Origin of the sequence: Xanthobacter sediminis (assembly GCF_043195015.1) — a bacterium.
Taxonomy (GTDB): Bacteria; Pseudomonadota; Alphaproteobacteria; order Rhizobiales; family Xanthobacteraceae; genus Xanthobacter.
The window spans coordinates 31724-47785 of the sequence record NZ_JBAFWH010000012.1 but is presented as its reverse complement, the minus strand read 5'-3'; the positions used below and the strand labels follow the sequence as shown (position 1 = coordinate 47785).

The 16062-nt window shown below is 70.4% G+C and carries 14 protein-coding genes; 11 read left to right on the top strand and 3 right to left on the bottom strand.

Going from position 1 to position 16062, the window contains the following annotated elements:
• Positions 1-15: 15 nt before the first annotated feature.
• The 4 genes from V5F61_RS15880 (at position 16) to V5F61_RS15865 (ending at position 3678) form a co-directional block, all read left to right on the top strand.
• Positions 16-762 (top strand): rhomboid family intramembrane serine protease, encoded by a 747-nt coding sequence (locus V5F61_RS15880; RefSeq protein ID WP_393989448.1) that lies wholly within the window; start codon positions 16-18, stop codon positions 760-762.
• A 135-nt stretch (positions 763-897) separates the two neighbouring features.
• Positions 898-1647, top strand: a complete 750-nt coding sequence (locus V5F61_RS15875) for an electron transfer flavoprotein subunit beta/FixA family protein (RefSeq protein ID WP_393989447.1) — start codon at positions 898-900, stop codon at positions 1645-1647.
• A complete protein-coding gene (locus V5F61_RS15870; protein ID WP_393989446.1) occupies positions 1647-2591 on the top strand; it encodes an electron transfer flavoprotein subunit alpha/FixB family protein in 945 nt (314 codons plus the stop codon). The genes V5F61_RS15875 and V5F61_RS15870 overlap by 1 nt, the downstream gene beginning before the upstream one ends.
• A gap of 205 nt (positions 2592-2796) precedes the next feature.
• Positions 2797-3678, top strand: coding sequence for a 3-hydroxybutyryl-CoA dehydrogenase (locus tag V5F61_RS15865; RefSeq protein WP_393989445.1), 882 nt, complete (start codon positions 2797-2799; stop codon positions 3676-3678).
• 470 nt (positions 3679-4148) lie between these two features.
• Here the strand turns inward: V5F61_RS15865 and V5F61_RS15860 are convergent, their stop codons facing one another.
• Both V5F61_RS15860 and V5F61_RS15855 read right to left on the bottom strand, forming a co-directional pair.
• The gene (locus V5F61_RS15860; RefSeq protein WP_393989444.1) at positions 4149-5534 is read right to left on the bottom strand and encodes an ATP-binding protein; all 1386 of its coding nucleotides are present in this window, start codon (positions 5532-5534) and stop codon (positions 4149-4151) included.
• A complete protein-coding gene (locus V5F61_RS15855) occupies positions 5531-6259 on the bottom strand; it encodes a response regulator (protein ID WP_393989443.1) in 729 nt (242 codons plus the stop codon). Before V5F61_RS15855 ends, V5F61_RS15860 begins: the two co-directional genes overlap by 4 nt.
• A gap of 254 nt (positions 6260-6513) precedes the next feature.
• Here V5F61_RS15855 and V5F61_RS15850 point away from each other — a divergent pair, with 254 nt between their 5' ends.
• A complete protein-coding gene (locus V5F61_RS15850; protein ID WP_393989442.1) occupies positions 6514-7188 on the top strand; it encodes a hypothetical protein in 675 nt (224 codons plus the stop codon).
• 327 nt (positions 7189-7515) lie between these two features.
• On the opposite strand, the gene V5F61_RS15845 is transcribed toward V5F61_RS15850, so the two are convergent.
• A complete protein-coding gene (locus V5F61_RS15845; RefSeq protein ID WP_393989441.1) occupies positions 7516-8445 on the bottom strand; it encodes a LysR family transcriptional regulator in 930 nt (309 codons plus the stop codon).
• 96 nt (positions 8446-8541) lie between these two features.
• On the opposite strand from V5F61_RS15845, the gene V5F61_RS15840 reads away from it, so the two are divergent.
• The 6 genes from V5F61_RS15840 to tkt all read left to right on the top strand — a co-directional run bounded on the left by V5F61_RS15840 (position 8542) and on the right by tkt (position 16031).
• Positions 8542-10008 carry a form I ribulose bisphosphate carboxylase large subunit gene (locus V5F61_RS15840; protein ID WP_393989440.1) on the top strand — a complete coding sequence of 489 codons (1467 nt, stop codon included), beginning with the start codon at positions 8542-8544 and terminating at the stop codon, positions 10006-10008.
• 11 nt (positions 10009-10019) lie between these two features.
• Positions 10020-10424, top strand: a complete 405-nt coding sequence (locus V5F61_RS15835) for a ribulose bisphosphate carboxylase small subunit (RefSeq protein ID WP_393989439.1) — start codon at positions 10020-10022, stop codon at positions 10422-10424.
• 194 nt (positions 10425-10618) lie between these two features.
• Positions 10619-11569 carry a CbbX protein gene (cbbX, locus tag V5F61_RS15830; protein WP_393989438.1) on the top strand — a complete coding sequence of 317 codons (951 nt, stop codon included), beginning with the start codon at positions 10619-10621 and terminating at the stop codon, positions 11567-11569.
• An 81-nt stretch (positions 11570-11650) separates the two neighbouring features.
• Positions 11651-12730, top strand: a complete 1080-nt coding sequence (locus V5F61_RS15825; protein WP_393989437.1) for a class 1 fructose-bisphosphatase — start codon at positions 11651-11653, stop codon at positions 12728-12730.
• 19 nt (positions 12731-12749) lie between these two features.
• Positions 12750-13625 carry a phosphoribulokinase gene (locus V5F61_RS15820; RefSeq protein ID WP_393989436.1) on the top strand — a complete coding sequence of 292 codons (876 nt, stop codon included), beginning with the start codon at positions 12750-12752 and terminating at the stop codon, positions 13623-13625.
• A gap of 357 nt (positions 13626-13982) precedes the next feature.
• A complete protein-coding gene (gene tkt, locus V5F61_RS15815) occupies positions 13983-16031 on the top strand; it encodes a transketolase (RefSeq protein ID WP_393989435.1) in 2049 nt (682 codons plus the stop codon).
• Positions 16032-16062 lie beyond the last annotated feature (31 nt).

Below are 16062 nucleotides of genomic sequence, written 5' to 3'. Positions count from 1 at the left end.
GCCCCGAGGCCGCCCATGTTCGTGCCCATCGCCGACATCAACCCGCTGGAGCACGTCCGCCGGCCGTATGTGACCTACGGCCTCATCCTCGTGAACGTGCTGGTGTTCGCGGTGCTGCAGGGCGGCATCTCGGGCGCGCCGGCGGAGGCGGGCATGGTGTCGTTCGGCGCCATTCCGGCGGTGGTCACGGGCGCGGCGGTGCTGCCGGAAGGCTATCTCGCCATGCCGCCGGACCTCACCCTCGTCACCTACATGTTCCTGCACGGGGGCTGGCTGCACCTCATCGGCAACATGGCCTTCCTGTGGGTGTTCGCCGACAATGTGGAGGACGCCATGGGCCATGCCCGCTTCCTCCTGTTCTACCTCCTGTGCGGGGTGGCGGCTGGGCTTGCCCACGTGCTCGCCCAGCCGGAGGCGGAGGCGCCGCTGGTGGGCGCCTCGGGGGCGGTCGCCGGGGTCATCGCCGCATACCTGCTGCTGCACCCCAACGTCCGCCTGTGGGCGCTGGTGTTCATGAAGGTGCCGCTGAAGGTGCCGGCCTATCTCGTCATCGGGTTGTGGCTCGCGGTCCAGGTGTGGCAGGTGCTCCAGGCCGGCGAGGGAGAGACCGCGTGGTGGGCCCATCTCGGCGGCTTCGCAGCCGGAGCGGCGCTGGTGCCGGTGCTGCGCCGGCGCGGCGTGGCCCTGCTGGACGCCGGCCGCTCGGGGGTTCCCCAGACGCAGGGGCAGGGTGAGCACGAAGGCGATTTTCGCCAGCGTTGACACGGTTTCGGGCCCCTCCTACGTTGCCGGCCCCAAGGTTTGCTGCAATGCAGGGAACCTGAAGGAAGGGGGGAGTCTCCGGCGCGGCTCGCGCGCGTCCGGACCTCCGTGGTGTCAGACGGGGAGCACGCCTTTATGAAGATCTTGGTACCCGTGAAGCGGGTGGTGGATTACAACGTCAAGGTGCGGGTGAAGTCGGACGGCTCGGGCGTCGAGCTGGCCAACATCAAGATGTCGATGAACCCGTTCGACGAGATCGCCGTGGAAGAGGCCCTGCGCCTCAAGGAAGCCGGCAAGGCGACCGAGGTGGTGGCTGTGTCCATCGGCCCGGCCCAGGCCTCCGAGACCCTGCGCACCGCCCTCGCCATGGGCGCCGACCGCGGCATCCTGGTGAAGACCGACTCCCTGGTGGAGCCGCTCGCCGTTGCCAAGATCCTGAAGGGCGTGGTGGGCGAAGAGGCCCCCGGCCTCGTGATCCTCGGCAAGCAGGCCATTGACGACGACGCCAACCAGACCGGCCAGATGCTCGCAGCCCTGCTGGGCTGGCCCCAGGGCACGTTCGCGTCCAAGGTGATCGTGGAGGACGGCGGCTTCGCCATCACCCGCGAGATTGACGGCGGCCTGCAGACCGTGAAGCTCAAGGGCCCGGCCATCGTCACCACGGACCTGCGCCTCAACGAGCCGCGCTACGCCTCCCTGCCCAACATCATGAAGGCCAAGAAGAAGCCCATCGGCGAGAAGACCCCGGCCGACTACGGCGTCGACGTGGCGCCGCGCCTCGAGGTGCTGAAGACCGCCGAGCCGGCCGGCCGCAAGGCAGGCGTGAAGGTGGCCTCGGTGGCCGAACTGGTGGCGAAGCTCAAGGACGAGGCGGGGGTGATCTGATGGCGACTTTGCTTCTGGCGGAACACGACAACTCCGCCCTCAACGGCGTCACCGCCAAGGCCCTGACCGCCGCCGCCGCCCTCGGCGCGCCGGTGGACGTGCTGGTGGCCGGCAAGGATGCGAAGGCCGTGGCCGAGGCCGCCGCCAAGCTCGCCGGCGTCAACAAGGTGCTCCTCGCCGACGACGCGCTCTACGCGCACCGCCTGGCCGAGCCGCTGGCGGCGCTCATCGTGTCGCTCGCGCCCGGCTACGACGCCATCGTCGGCCCCTCCACCGCCATGGTGAAGAACGTGCTGCCCCGCGTCGCGGCCCTGCTCGACGTGATGCAGATCTCCGACATCATCAAGGTGGAGAGCGCCGACACGTTCGAGCGGCCCATCTATGCCGGCAACGCCATCCAGACCGTGAAGTCCAAGGACGCCAAGAAGGTCATCACGGTGCGCACCGCCTCCTTCGCCGCCACCGCCGAGGGCGGCGCGGCGCCGGTGGAAAGCGTGGCCGTGGCGGCCGACCCGGCCCTCTCCACCTTCGTGGAAGAGAGCATCGCCGCTTCCGACCGTCCCGAGCTGACCGCCGCGAAGATCATCGTGTCGGGCGGCCGCGCGGTGGGCTCGCGCGAGAAGTTCGCCGAGGTCATCGAGCCGCTGGCGGACGAGCTGGGTGCGGCCGTGGGCGCCTCCCGCGCCGCGGTGGACGCCGGCTACGCCCCCAACGACTGGCAGGTGGGCCAGACCGGCAAGGTGGTGGCCCCCGAGCTCTACATCGCGCTCGGCATCTCCGGCGCCATCCAGCACCTGGCCGGCATGAAGGACTCCAAGGTCATCGTCGCCGTCAACAAGGACGAGGAGGCGCCCATCTTCCAGGTCGCCGACTATGGTCTCGTGGGTGACATCTTCACCGTGGTACCAGAGCTGAAGGCGGAACTCGCCAAGGTGAAGGGCTGACCGCCCGTCCCGCCGGCCTGCCGGCGGGACCGACCGGCCTCCGCAGGGTGCAATCCGACAGCGCAGCGGCGGCCGGAAAACGAAAAGGAGCACGGGGGCGCGGCGTCCTCGTGCTCGGATGAAACATCACGGCCCCGCGGTGCCCGCCGCCCAGGCCATCCTCATCCGGGAGCCCAAGCGGCCCCTCAGGCGAAATGAGAGAATCATGCCGATCGAGATCAAGAAGGTCGGGGTCATCGGCGCCGGCCAGATGGGCAACGGCATCGCCCACGTCTGCGCCCTCGCCGGCTACGATGTTTACCTGAACGATGCCGATCCCGAGCGCATCCGCGCCGGCATCGCCACCATCAACGGCAACATGGCGCGCCAGGTCTCCAAGGGCACCATCACCGAGGACGCCCGCCAGGCCGCGCTCGGCCGCATCATCGGCGCCGCCGCCACCGAAGACCTCGTTCCCTGCGACATGGTGATCGAATCGGCCACCGAGCGCGAGGAAGTGAAGCGCAAGATCTTCACCGGCCTGTGCGCCGTGCTGCGCCCGGAAGCGGTGCTGGCCTCCAACACCTCGTCCATCTCCATCACCCGTCTCGCCGCGGCCACCGACCGGCCGGAGCGCTTCATCGGCATTCACTTCATGAATCCGGTGCCGATCATGGAGCTGGTGGAGCTGGTGCGCGGCATCGCCACCGATGACGAGACCTTCGAGGCCACCAAGACCTTCGTCTCGAACCTGCACAAGACCTATGCGGTGGCGGAGGACTTCCCGGCCTTCATCGTCAACCGCATCCTGCTGCCCATGATCAACGAGGCCATCTACACCCTCTACGAGGGCGTGGGCTCGGTGGACGCCATCGACAAGGCCATGCGGCTCGGCGCCAACCATCCCATGGGCCCGCTGCAGCTCGCGGACTTCATCGGCCTCGACACCTGCCTCGCCATCATGCAGGTGCTGCACGAGGGACTGGCCGATTCCAAGTATCGCCCCTGCCCGCTGCTGGTGAAGTATGTCGAGGCCGGCTGGCTCGGCCGCAAGACCAAGCGCGGCTTCTACGACTATCGCGGCGAGAAGCCGGTGCCCACCCGCTGAGGGGCCCCGCACGCCAGCGTTCCGAAGGCCCGGCCCAGCGCCGGGCCTTTTCGCATCCGGGCTCGGAACGGAGTGGAGACGTCCCGGCCCGCGCACGCCCATTCCCCACACGCGTGTCGGGAAGGATGGACACGCCGGGTAGGGGAAGGCCGGTCGCTGAAGCCAGTGGTCGCGGTCCGCTCAGCCAAAGCCCGTGAGCCTGCTTTTCCGTCCTCCGACCGAGCACGCGCGGGCTGAGCGATACCTGCCTGGAGCGTTTTCCGCGCGCGGCGGCTCGCAAGAATCGATACAATAGATTGTTATTACGAACTTATTTGCGCAAGCCGGCATCCACTTCGCTTGAAAATGCTTTGGCACCGGCCGAAGAGCGCGGGCGATGGCATCGCTGATGCGGGCCCAAGCCCGCGATAGCGCCCCGGGCCCGAACATCGCGACGTCAGGCCGGCGCGCCACCACCGGCATGCCCCGGATCAGGCGCCGGAAACGCCCGCCACGGAGCCGACGGAAGGCGCGGCCTGCGGTGGCGCGGCCGGCAGGTCCGCCCGCTGCAGCAGGCCGCCGCCAGGACGGTTCACCAAGGTGAGGCGCCCGCCGTGCCGGATGAGGATCTCGTTGGCGATGGCGAGGCCGAGCCCGGCGCCGGGAATCTTCGTCTGGCGCGCCGGATCCACCCGGAAGAAGGGTTCGAACACCTGCCCCATCAGCGCCTCCGGAATGCCGGGCCCGTCGTCCTCGATGGCCAGCACCGCGCGCAGCGGGCCGTCCGCCTCCACGCTGTTCAGGCGTACCGTCACGCGGGCCCCGCCGCCGTGGGTGGCGGCATTGACCACGAGATTGCGCACCGCCCGTTTCAAAGACAGCGGGCGCCCCAGCACCGTCACCGGCTCGGCATTGAGCAGCACGGCGGGTCGGCCCGTCTCCACCACCTCGTTCACCACCTCCGCCGCCATGAGGTCGAGCCGCACCGGCGCGCCGGTGCCGGCCTCCACCTCCTCGCGCACGAGGCGGATGGCACTGTCGGCAATGCGGTCCAGCTCCGCGAGGTCGGAGAGCCACTGGGCCCGTTCCTCCTCGTCGGGGATGAACTCGGCGCGCAGCCGCATCCGGGTCAGCGGGGTGCGCAGGTCGTGGGCAGCGCCGGCGACGATGCGCATGCGGCTTTCCATGGCACCCTTCAAGCGGGCGGAAAGGCGGTTGATGGCGGCGGCGGCGGCGCGCACCTCCTCCGGTCCCTCCTCCGGCAGCACCGGCGGCTCGCCGTCGGGCCCGATCCGCGCCGCGGCGTCCTCGATGAGGGAGAGCGGCTTCATGATCCGCCGCATCACCAGCAGCACCACCACGGTGATGCCGGCCACCATCAGGATGAGCCAGGTGGCGAGGTTCAGCGTCCAGCCGGGGCGGCCGAGGATGCCGGGAGGCGGGGGCGGGCGCAGGCCGAAGATGTGGGCCCGGCTGACCAGCCAGCGGCCGTCCGGCAGTCGCAGGGTGGCCATCGGCGGGCCGCCCTCGGGCGCGTCCAGCACCTCCACCGGAAGCGGCTTGCCGAGCCTGCGCAGGGCTTCCCGCATCTGCTCGGTGGCGAAGGGATTGCGCGCACCCTCCGGCGGGCGGGCATGCACGGCGACACCCGGCAGGTCATCGGGCAAATCATGGGGCGGGTCGCCTGGATTCCCGTCACGGGGGGTCCGCGCCGCGAGCGCGGCGACCAGCGCGAACTGGCTCGCCGCGTCCTCGGCGATGAAGGGCGGGGGGCCGGAGGGCGCCGTGAGGAAGAAGGAGGCCACGTTGGCGAACGCCACCACCAGCACCATGGCCACCACCAGCACAGCCGTGACCTGGGCGCGCAGGCTCCTCACGGGGCATCCTCCAGCTCGACCCGCACGGCGAGCTGATAGCCGCCGTTCCGCAGGGTCTTGAGGATCTGGTAGGCGCCCTGGTCGCCGAGCTTGCGGCGCAGGCGGCTCACCAGCACGTCCACGGAACGGTCGAACGGGCCGGCCTCCCGCCCCTTGGTGATGTCGAGAAGCTGGTCGCGGGAGAGGATGCGGCCGGGCCGCTCCAGGAACGCCATCAGCAGGTCGAACTCGGCGCCGGTCAGGGTGATCTCGCTGCCGTCGTCGGCAGTGACGCGGCGCAGGTCCGGCTCGGCCCGGAAGCCGGCGAAGCGGAACGCGCGGGGCGGCGGCTGCTCCGGCTCGCTCGGCGCCGTGCGCCGCAGCACGGCGCGGATACGCGCCACCAGCTCGCGCGGGTTGAAGGGCTTGCCCAGATAGTCGTCGGCGCCGATCTCGAGGCCGATGATGCGATCCACATCCTCCTTGAGGGCGGTGAGCAGGATCACCGGCACATTGGAGGAGGCGCGCAGCTCACGGCACAGGTCGAGGCCCGAGGCGTCGGGCAGCATCAGGTCCAGCACCACGAGGTCGATGCGCTGAGTGGCGAGCTTCTCGCCCATCTCGCGGCCGTCGCCGGCCATGGTGACACGGAAGCCCTGGCCCACCAGGTAGCGGCCCAGCAGCTTGCGGATCTCCAGGTCGTCATCCACGACGAGAATGTGCGCTCCGCTCTCCACCGGCTTCATGCTCCTGTCCCCCGCGCAGCTTACACCAGAGCCCGCGACCGGCGGCGGGCGCGGCGTCCCGCGGGTCTCCGGTATTAGACGCCCCCGCCGGCCCTGCGGCGCCCGCGCGTGCAACGTTTCTTTGCCGGAACGCGATTGGCAACATTGAATTACAAATCCGCGCGCGCCGGACACGTTGGGATATGGCCGGACCTCCCCGCGCAACAGAGCCGGTCCAATGTCTCCCCATCGCAATCATCGCTGGAGCGATGGAGATGACGTTTCGAGCCATCCGGGTTTTGCTGCTGTCGGGCGTCGCCGCCTGCCTGGTGGGCGGGGCCGCGGCGCAGGGCAGCGCGGGCAAGACGCAGGACCGGCTGCCGGTGGCTGCCTCCACCCTTGTCGCGCGGCCATTGCTCCAGGTGGCGGAACTCGACACGCCCCCCGGCGTGCTGCCGCCGCCCGAGGCGGGCGGCCCGCTGTTCGCTTCCGCCGACGCCCTGGCCGCGCCGCCGCCCCCGGCCCCCGGAGCGCGGCCCCAAGGTGCCCCTGGCCCGCGCCGACCGGGCCCGCCCAGTCCGCGCCCCGATCCCCTCGGCTATGCCCGCGCCCTCGCCGGCGCGGAGACCGCCATCGGCATCCGAGCCGACCAGCTCGATGCCTGGCGCGACCTGACCGACGCGCTCCAGGCCAGCCTGCCGTCGCCGCGGCCCGCCGCAGCACCGACAGGCGAGACCCCGCCCTTCACGGCCGTCGACACACTGGCCGGCCGCCTCCAGGAGCAGGGCCGGACCGGCGAGCGGCTCGCCCGCGCCGTCGCTGCGCTGAAAGCCCGCCTCACGCCGGAACAGCTTGAGCGCGTGGCACGGCTGGGCCCCGCCCTGCTGCCGCCGCCGGGCGGACGCTTCCCGCCGCCACCCGGCGGCCCCGGGCCCGGCACCGAGGATTGAGGACAGCCCCGGACCGGGGTTCTTGAAAGGGAAGGGATTCTCGCCGCCCTGATCGTCCCTTCCCGGCAGCGGGCGTGCTCCGGCACGCTCGCTGCCCACTTTCGCCGCGTATGTCACGCTTTCGAAATGCCCCCCGAACCGGGGACATCCATGGCAGGGATCTGCCACCTCTCTCCCGCCGCTGCCGCGCCGCCGCCCCCCGGTGGCCCGGACCACGACCCGAGGGTTGAACCTCGCCCCCCTCGCTGGGGGCGTTCGGAAAGGAAGGGATTCTCGCCGCCCTGATCGTCCCTTCCTGCGGCGGGCGTGCCTCGGCACGCCCGCCGTTCATGTTTTCGGACCCGGCCGCATGCGCGGCAAGAAGGCCTGCCCCTCCTCGGCCAGGAAGGCCTGGAGCGCGCGGCCCGCCGGCAGCAGGCGTTTTTCCCGCGCGCGCACCACCAGCCATTGGCGAATCACCGGCAGCCCGGCCACCTCCAGCACCGCGAGGCGCCCGTCCGCCACTTCCGCCGCCACCGTGTGGGCGGAGATGAAGCTGACTCCCAGCCCCGCCATCACCGCCTGCTTGATGGTCTCGTTGGAGCCGATCTCCATGGCGATGGGCGGCGCCGGCGCGCCCGCCTCCTCGAACACCCGCGCCATCAGGATGCGCGTGCCCGAGCCCTCCTCCCGCATCAGGAACGGCTCGCGCGCAAGATCGGTGGGGGAAAGGCGGCGGCCCACCAGCCGGTGGTCGGTGGGCGCGATGATGACGTGCGGGTGGTCGCCGATCACCTCCATCTCCGCATCGAGATCGGCGGGCGGGCGCCCCATCACGGCGAGGTCGAGATCAAGGCAGGCGAGCCCGGAGATGATCTCCGCCCGGTTGCCGATGACGAGCTTCAGCTCGATGCCCGGATGGCGCCTGCGGAAGGCGGCCAGCGCCATGGGCGCGAAGTATTTGGCGGTGGAGACCACGCCCACCACCACCGCGCCGGCGTCGGGGCTCTTGAGGGCGGAAATGGCCCGTTCCGCCTCGCCGAGGGCCTGGAACACGCGCTGCGATGCAGCAACCAGCTCCTTTCCCGCGGCGGTCGGTCGCAGCCTGCCGGCGATCCGCTCGAACACCGGCACCCCCAGCGCCTCCTCCAGCGCCTTCATCTGCGCGGTGACGGCGGGCGGGCTCAAATTCAGCTCCTGCGCGGCCTTGGCATAGGAGCCGGAGGCCGCGGCGAGGGCCACGATGCGGAGCTGCTTCAGGGTCCAGTGCACTGCCATATTCAGATATCGTGAATGCGAAATTCAGATCATTCAAATTTACCTAATCCGCGACCCGATGCAACTTTTGTCCAACAAGACAGGAGGGCCGCCAACATGGGTGCCGACGCCGCCATCGGGCAGATCAAGGACGCGAAGAAGAGGTACGCCGCCGGCGTGCTGAAATACGCCCAGATGGGCTACTGGGACGGCGATTACCAGCCGAAGGACACCGATGTCCTCGCCCTGTTCCGCATCACCCCCCAGGACGGCGTGGACCCCGTCGAGGCCGCCGCCGCAGTGGCGGGCGAAAGCTCCACCGCCACCTGGACCGTGGTGTGGACCGACCGCCTCACCGCCGCCGACGTCTACCGCGCCAAGGCCTACAAAGTGGAGCCGGTGCCCGGCCAGCCGGGGCAGTATTTCTGCTACGTGGCCTACGACCTCGACCTGTTCGAGGAAGGCTCGATCGCGAACCTCACCGCCTCCATCATCGGCAACGTGTTCTCGTTCAAGCCGCTGAAGGCCGCCCGCCTGGAGGACATGCGCCTGCCGGTGGCCTATGTGAAGACATTCCGCGGCCCGCCCACGGGCATCGTGGTGGAGCGCGAGCGCCTCGACAAGTTCGGCCGCCCGCTCCTGGGCGCCACCACCAAGCCGAAACTCGGCCTTTCCGGCAAGAACTACGGCCGCGTGGTCTACGAGGCGCTGAAGGGCGGCCTCGACTTCGTGAAGGACGACGAGAACATCAATTCCCAGCCCTTCATGCACTGGCGCGACCGCTTCCTCTACTGCATGGAAGCCGTCAACAAGGCCCAGGCCGAGACCGGGGAGGTGAAGGGGCATTACCTCAACATCACCGCCGGCACCATGGAGGAGATGTACCGCCGCGCCCAGTTCGCGAAGGAGCTGGGCTCCGCCATCGTGATGGTGGACCTCATCGTGGGATGGACCGCGATCCAGTCCATCTCCCACTGGTGCCGGGAGAACGACATGATCCTGCACATGCACCGCGCGGGACACGGCACCTACACGCGGCAGAAGAACCACGGCGTCTCCTTCCGCGTCATCGCCAAGTGGCTGCGCCTCGCCGGCGTCGACCACCTGCATGCGGGCACCGCGGTGGGCAAGCTGGAAGGCGACCCCATGACCGTGCAGGGCTACTACAACGTCTGCCGCGAAATGACGACGAAGACCGACCTCGCCCGCGGCCTGTTCTTCGACCAGGAATGGGCAGGCCTGCGCAAGGTGATGCCGGTGGCCTCCGGCGGCATCCACGCCGGCCAGATGCACCAGCTCATCGACCTGTTCGGCGACGATGTGGTGCTGCAGTTCGGCGGCGGCACCATCGGCCACCCGGACGGCATCCAGGCCGGCGCCACCGCCAACCGCGTGGCCCTCGAAGCCATGATCCTCGCCCGCAACGAGGGCCGGGACATCAAGAACGAGGGCCTGGAGATCCTCATCCAGGCCGCCAGATCGTGCGCCCCGCTCAAGGCCGCGCTCGATACCTGGGGCGAGGTGACATTCAACTACGCCTCTACCGACACGTCCGACTACGTGCCCACCGCGTCCGTCGCCTGAGGAGAGAGAAGATGCGCATCACCCAAGGAACCTTCTCCTTCCTGCCGGACCTGACCGACACCCAGATCAAGGCCCAGGTGCAGTATTGCCTGGAACAGGGCTGGGCGGTCTCGGTCGAATACACTGATGATCCGCACCCCCGGAACAATTACTGGGAGATGTGGGGCCTGCCCATGTTCGACCTGAAGGACGCGGCCGGCGTGTTCGGCGAGATCGCCGCCTGCCGCGCCACCTTCCCGAACCTCTATGTGCGGGTGAACGCCTTCGACTCCACCCGCGGCTGGGAGACGGTGCGCCTCTCCTTCCTCGTGCAGCGGCCGGAGAAGGAGGACGGCTTCCGCCTCGACCGCACCGAGGGGGAAGGCCGCATCCAGCGCTACGCCATGCGCCATCGCGCCCAGTTCGAGGCGCGCTGACCTCGAACTGACGCGCCGGCCGCCCGCGACCCGTCTGCCTCCGCGGGCGGCCGCCCCAATGCTCCACGGCCCGGCCTTCGGCCGGCGCCGTGGGGTCGGACAGGACCCGTGAGACCCCTCGCGGTCCGTTCGCTTCACCACCCGCTTCACCAGCGCGGCTGTTCCCACCGCGCAACTTAGCCGAGGATCGAGCGATGCTTGACGCAACCCTCTCCGCCCCGACCGCCGCGTTGCCGGCGGGGGACGCCGACGGCAGGCTCGACCTCGGTGCTCTCTTCCAGGAGAGCGAGGTGCCGGAGTTCCTGGCCGACCTCGAAGCCGAGCTGATCGGCCTGAAGCCGGTGAAGCGGCGCATCCGCGAGATCGCGGCCCATCTCGTCATCGGCCGCGCCCGCGCGGCGCTGGGCCTCACCGCCGGCGCGCCCACGCTCCACATGACGTTCACGGGCAACCCCGGCACCGGCAAGACCACGGTCGCCCTCAAGATGGCGCAGATCCTCCACCGCCTCGGCTATGTGCGGCGCGGGCATCTGGTCTCGGTGACGCGCGACGACCTGGTCGGCCAGTACATCGGCCACACCGCGCCGAAGACCAAGGAAATACTGAAGAAGGCCATGGGCGGCGTGCTGTTCATCGACGAGGCCTATTACCTCTACCGGCCCGAGAACGAGCGCGACTACGGCCAGGAGGCCATCGAGATCCTGCTGCAGGTGATGGAGAACCAGCGCGACGACCTCGTGGTGATCCTCGCCGGCTACAAGGAGCGCATGGACCGCTTCTTCGAAAGCAATCCCGGCTTCCGCTCCCGCATCGCCCACCACATCGACTTCCCGGACTATGAGGACGACGAGCTGGTGGCCATCGCCAGGACCATGGCCGAGGCGGCCGACTACCGCTTCAGCCCCGAGGCCGAGCAGGCGCTCGCGGAATATGTGACGACGCGCCGCGCGCAGCCCAATTTCGCCAACGCCCGCTCCATCCGCAACGCCTTCGACCGCATGCGCCTGCGCCAGTCGCTGCGCCTGTTCGACTCCGGCGGCCTCACCGACCGCGCGGCGCTGGAGACCCTTACCGAGGGCGACGTGCGGGCAAGCCGCGTGTTCTCCGGCGGCATCGATACGCCGCACGCCGCCGCACGCATTTAAGACTAAAGTTCGATACACATCAGACCACATGACGGCCCGCCGAACGGGCCGCAGGGCCGAAGACCCAGGGAGAAGAACGCCATGTTGGAGCCTCAGGCGGCGCCGGCCGCCGAAAGCCGTGCCGCGCCCGGCATCACCCTTGCCGCCGCGCTCGATGAATGGGCGGGCGGTGACGGCGCCCGCCGGCAGGTGGCCCGCGCGGTCGAAGCGCTGGCGAAGGGCGCCGTGGCGCTCGCCGCCAAGATCGGCGAGGGCCCGCTCGGCGGCGATCTCGCCGCCACCCTTTCCAGCGGCGAGGCGGGCGAGGGGCAGAAGGCGCTCGACGTGATCGCCAACGACATCGTCATCGCCGCCCTCGCCGAGGCGCCCGTGGCGGCCGTGGCCTCGGAGGAGAACGAGGCGAGCGTGGTGCTCGACGCGGATGCGCCGCTGCTGGTGGCCATCGACCCGCTCGACGGCTCGTCCAACATCGACACCGACATGTCCGTGGGCACCATCTTCGCCGTGTTCCGCCGGCCCGAGGGCACCGCCGCCGGCGATGCCGCCGCCTTCTTCCAGGGCGGGCGCGACCAGCTCGCCGCGGGCTATGTGGTCTATGGGCCGCACGTGGCGCTGATGCTGACGGTGGGCGCCGGCACCTGGCATTTCGCGCTCGACCGCGCCGGCGACTTCCGCCTCGCCGATGCGCGCGTGAGCGTGAAGGAGGGGCTCGCCGAGTTCGCCATCAACATGTCGAACTACCACCACTGGGACGAGCAGGTGCGGGCCTATGTGGACGACTGCCTCGCCGGCAAGTCCGGCCCGCGCGAGCGCGACTTCAACATGCGCTGGGTGGCCTCCATGGTGGCGGACGCACACCGCATCTTCCGCCGCGGCGGCGTCTATCTCTATCCCGGCGACAGCCGGAAGGGCTACGCCCACGGCCGCCTGCGCCTGCTCTACGAGGCCTTCCCCGTCGCCTTCCTGATGGAGCAGGCGGGCGGCGCCGCCACCGACGGGCGCACGGCCATCCTGGAGCGCACCGCGAACGCCCTGCACCAGCGGGTGCCGTTCGTGTTCGGCGCCAGGGACGAGGTGGCCCGCGTCGCGCGCTACCACCTCGCGCCCGCCGGCCACGGCGAGCGCTCTCCCCTGTTCGCGCGGCGCGGGCTGTTCATCTGACTTTCCGGCGGGGCTCAAAATGTCGGTCAAGCATCCCATCATCGTCGTCACCGGCTCGTCGGGCGCGGGGACGACCTCGGTCAAGCGCACCTTCGAGCAGATCTTCCGCCGCGAGGGCGTGAAGGCGGCCTATGTGGAGGGCGACGCCTTCCACCGCCACGACCGCCTCGAGATGCGCGAGCTGATGGCCGCAGAGGCGGCCAAGGGCAACAAGCACTTCAGCCACTTCTCGCCGCAGACCAACCTGCTCGGCGAATTGGAAACCCTGTTCCGGGACTACGGCGCCACCGGCTCCGGCCGTTTCCGCCACTATGTGCACGACGCGGGCGAGGCCAAGCTCTACGGCGCCGAGCCCGGCCGCTTCACCGGCTGGGAGGACGTGGAGCAAGGCACCGACGTGCTGTTCTACGAGGGCCTGCACGGCGCGGTGGTGACCGACGACATCAACATCGCCCAGCATGCGGACCTGAAGATCGGCGTGGTTCCGGTCATCAACCTCGAATGGATCCAGAAGATCCACCGCGACAAGGCGACCCGCGGCTATTCCACGGAAGACGTGACCGACACCATCCTGCGCCGCATGCCGGACTACGTGCGCTACATCTGCCCGCAGTTCACCGAGACCGACATCAACTTCCAGCGCGTGCCCACGGTGGACACCTCCAACCCCTTCATCGCGCGGTGGATCCCGACGCCGGACGAATCCATGGTGGTGATCCGCTTCCGCGACCCCCACGGCATCGATTTCCCGTACCTGCTCTCCATGATCCACAACAGCTTCATGTCGCGGGCGAATTCCATCGTCATCCCCGGCAACAAGCAGGACCTCGCCATGCAGCTCCTGCTCACCCCGCTCATCATGAAGCTGATGGACCGCAAACGCCGGGCCGAATGAGCCCGGCGACGGGCCGGGGCGCCGGCTTCGGGCGAACGCGTTCTCTCGCCCGCGGTGCCCCGGCCCGAGCCCTCGCGGCCCCTTCCCGACGGACGGGAAGCAGGCCGCGGCCCCTCTCCCACGCGCGTGGGGGAGACGGGGGAGGATGGCACGTTCCAAGAGCCCTGGGACGCGTGGCAGCCATCCTCCCCCACATCCCCGCCGCGTGCCCGGATCGCGGCGCGGGCGCTTTCCCGCGGGGCGCGGTGCCGCCCCGATGCCGGCCGCGCGCCGACCGGCCAACGGCACCCCACGAGAATCCAGCCCGCCGCGCGCCATGGAGCAGGCCGGCGGGCGCCGCCACAGGGAGAGAAGACCATGACCGCCCACGCCATGCCGACCCAACCGGCCCCCGCGCCCGCCCCCGGCGCGCCGGGCTCGCTCTCCTGGCTCGTGACCGCCGCCCTCAGGGCACTGGCCATGGACGCGGTGGAGCAGGCGAAGTCCGGCCACCCCGGCGCGCCGCTCGGCATGGCGGAGATCGCCGCCGTCCTGTGGCGCCAGCACCTGCGGCACAACCCCTCCGATCCGGCATGGCCGGACCGCGACCGCTTCGTGCTCTCCAACGGGCACGGCTCCATGCTCATCTATGCATTGCTGCACCTGACCGGCTACGACCTGCCCGTCGCCGAGCTGAAGCGCTTCCGCCAGCTCCATGCAAAGACCCCCGGCCATCCGGAAGTGGGCATGACGCCCGGCGTGGAGACCACCACCGGCCCGCTCGGCCAGGGTCTCGCCAATGCGGTGGGCATGGCGCTGGCGGAGAAGACGCTGGCCGCCCAGTTCAACCGGCCGGGCCTTTCCATCGTCGATCACCGCACCTTCGTGTTCCTGGGCGACGGCTGCCTCATGGAGGGCATCAGCCACGAGGTGTGCTCGCTGGCCGGGCGGCTCGGCCTCGGCAAGCTCGTGGCCTTCTACGACGACAACGGCATCTCCATCGACGGCAAGGTGGAGGAGTGGTTCCCGGACGACTCCCCCGCCCGCTTCGAGGCCTACGGCTGGCAGGTGCTGCGGGCGGTGGACGGCCACGACCCCGCCGCCATCGCCGCCGCCGTGGAAGCCGCCCTCGCCGAGACGGGCAGGCCCTCCCTCATCTGCTGCCGGACCGTCATCGGCCGCGGCGCCCCCACCAAGCAGGGCCACCAGGATACCCACGGCGCGCCGCTGGGTCCGGAGGAGATCGCCCGCACCCGCGACGCCATGGGCTGGGCGCACGCCCCCTTCGAGGTGCCGGCGGAGATCTATGCCGCCTGGGACGCCCGCAAGGCCGGCGCCGCCCGCCAGCAGGCCTGGAAGGCGCGCATGGCCGCCTATGAGCGGGCCTATCCGCAGGAGGCGGCCGAGTTCCGCCGCCGCCTTGCCGGCGACCTTTCGGACGCGTTCGCGCCCGCCTTCGCAGCGGCCCTGGAGGCCGCCATCGCCAAAAGGGAGAGCATCGCCACCCGCAAGGCGAGCCAGCAGGCGCTGGCGGCGCTGGCCCCCGCCGTGCCGGAATTCCTGGGCGGCTCGGCGGACCTCGCCCACTCCAACCTCACCACCTATCCCGGCGCGACCCCGGTGACGCGCGACCCGGCCGGCAACCAAGTGCTCTACGGCGTGCGCGAGTTCGGCATGTCGGCCATCGCCAACGGCATCGCGCTGCACGGCGGCTTCATCCCGTTCGTCGCCACCTTCCTGGTGTTCTCGGACTATGCCCGCAACGCCATGCGCATGAGCGCTCTGATGGGGCAGCGGGTGATCTACATCCTCACCCATGATTCCATCGGCCTCGGGGAGGACGGGCCCACCCACCAGCCGGTGGAGCATGTGGAGAGCCTGCGCCTCATCCCCAATCTCGACGTGTGGCGGCCGGCGGACACGGTGGAGACGCTGGCGGCGTGGCGCTCCGCCCTCTCGCGCAGGGACGGGCCCACCGCCCTCATCCTCTCGCGCCAGAACCTGCCCACCTGGGCCCACACCCCCGCCCAGGCGGATGCCATGGCGGAGGGCGCCTACGTGCTGCGCGAAGGCGCCGGCACGCCGCAGGCGGTGCTGGTGGCCACCGGCTCCGAGGTGAAGCTCGCCGCCGCCGCCGCCGAATTGCTGCAGGCCGAGGGCATCTCCACCCGGCTCGTCTCCATGCCCTGCCGCGAGCGGTTCGAGGCGCTCCCCGCCGCGGCGCGCGCGGCCCTGGTGCCGGACATGGTGCCCATCGTGACCGTGGAGGCGGGAGTGACGCGGGGCTGGCGCGGGCTTTCCTCCTCCGCCGTCACCGCCATCGGCATCGACCGCTTCGGAGAATCCGCGCCGGAGAAGGACCTGTGGCCCCTATTCGGCTTCACCGCCGAGAAGGTGGCCGACGCCGTGCGCCGCGCGACGGCGTGAATAGCGCAGAGAGGGGCGAGCGCGCCGCGCT

Coding starts and splice junctions, on each gene's coding strand:
- V5F61_RS15850 (WP_393989442.1), top strand. CDS start 6,514: ATGACGTTTCGAGCCATCCGGGTTTTGCTGCTGTCGGGCGTCGCCGCC.
- V5F61_RS15840 (WP_393989440.1), top strand. CDS start 8,542: ATGGGTGCCGACGCCGCCATCGGGCAGATCAAGGACGCGAAGAAGAGG.
- V5F61_RS15875 (WP_393989447.1), top strand. CDS start 898: ATGAAGATCTTGGTACCCGTGAAGCGGGTGGTGGATTACAACGTCAAG.
- V5F61_RS15835 (WP_393989439.1), top strand. CDS start 10,020: ATGCGCATCACCCAAGGAACCTTCTCCTTCCTGCCGGACCTGACCGAC.
- tkt (WP_393989435.1), top strand. CDS start 13,983: ATGACCGCCCACGCCATGCCGACCCAACCGGCCCCCGCGCCCGCCCCC.
- cbbX (WP_393989438.1), top strand. CDS start 10,619: ATGCTTGACGCAACCCTCTCCGCCCCGACCGCCGCGTTGCCGGCGGGG.
- V5F61_RS15845 (WP_393989441.1), bottom strand. CDS start 8,445: ATGGCAGTGCACTGGACCCTGAAGCAGCTCCGCATCGTGGCCCTCGCC.
- V5F61_RS15825 (WP_393989437.1), top strand. CDS start 11,651: ATGTTGGAGCCTCAGGCGGCGCCGGCCGCCGAAAGCCGTGCCGCGCCC.
- V5F61_RS15855 (WP_393989443.1), bottom strand. CDS start 6,259: ATGAAGCCGGTGGAGAGCGGAGCGCACATTCTCGTCGTGGATGACGAC.
- V5F61_RS15880 (WP_393989448.1), top strand. CDS start 16: ATGTTCGTGCCCATCGCCGACATCAACCCGCTGGAGCACGTCCGCCGG.
- V5F61_RS15870 (WP_393989446.1), top strand. CDS start 1,647: ATGGCGACTTTGCTTCTGGCGGAACACGACAACTCCGCCCTCAACGGC.
- V5F61_RS15865 (WP_393989445.1), top strand. CDS start 2,797: ATGCCGATCGAGATCAAGAAGGTCGGGGTCATCGGCGCCGGCCAGATG.
- V5F61_RS15820 (WP_393989436.1), top strand. CDS start 12,750: ATGTCGGTCAAGCATCCCATCATCGTCGTCACCGGCTCGTCGGGCGCG.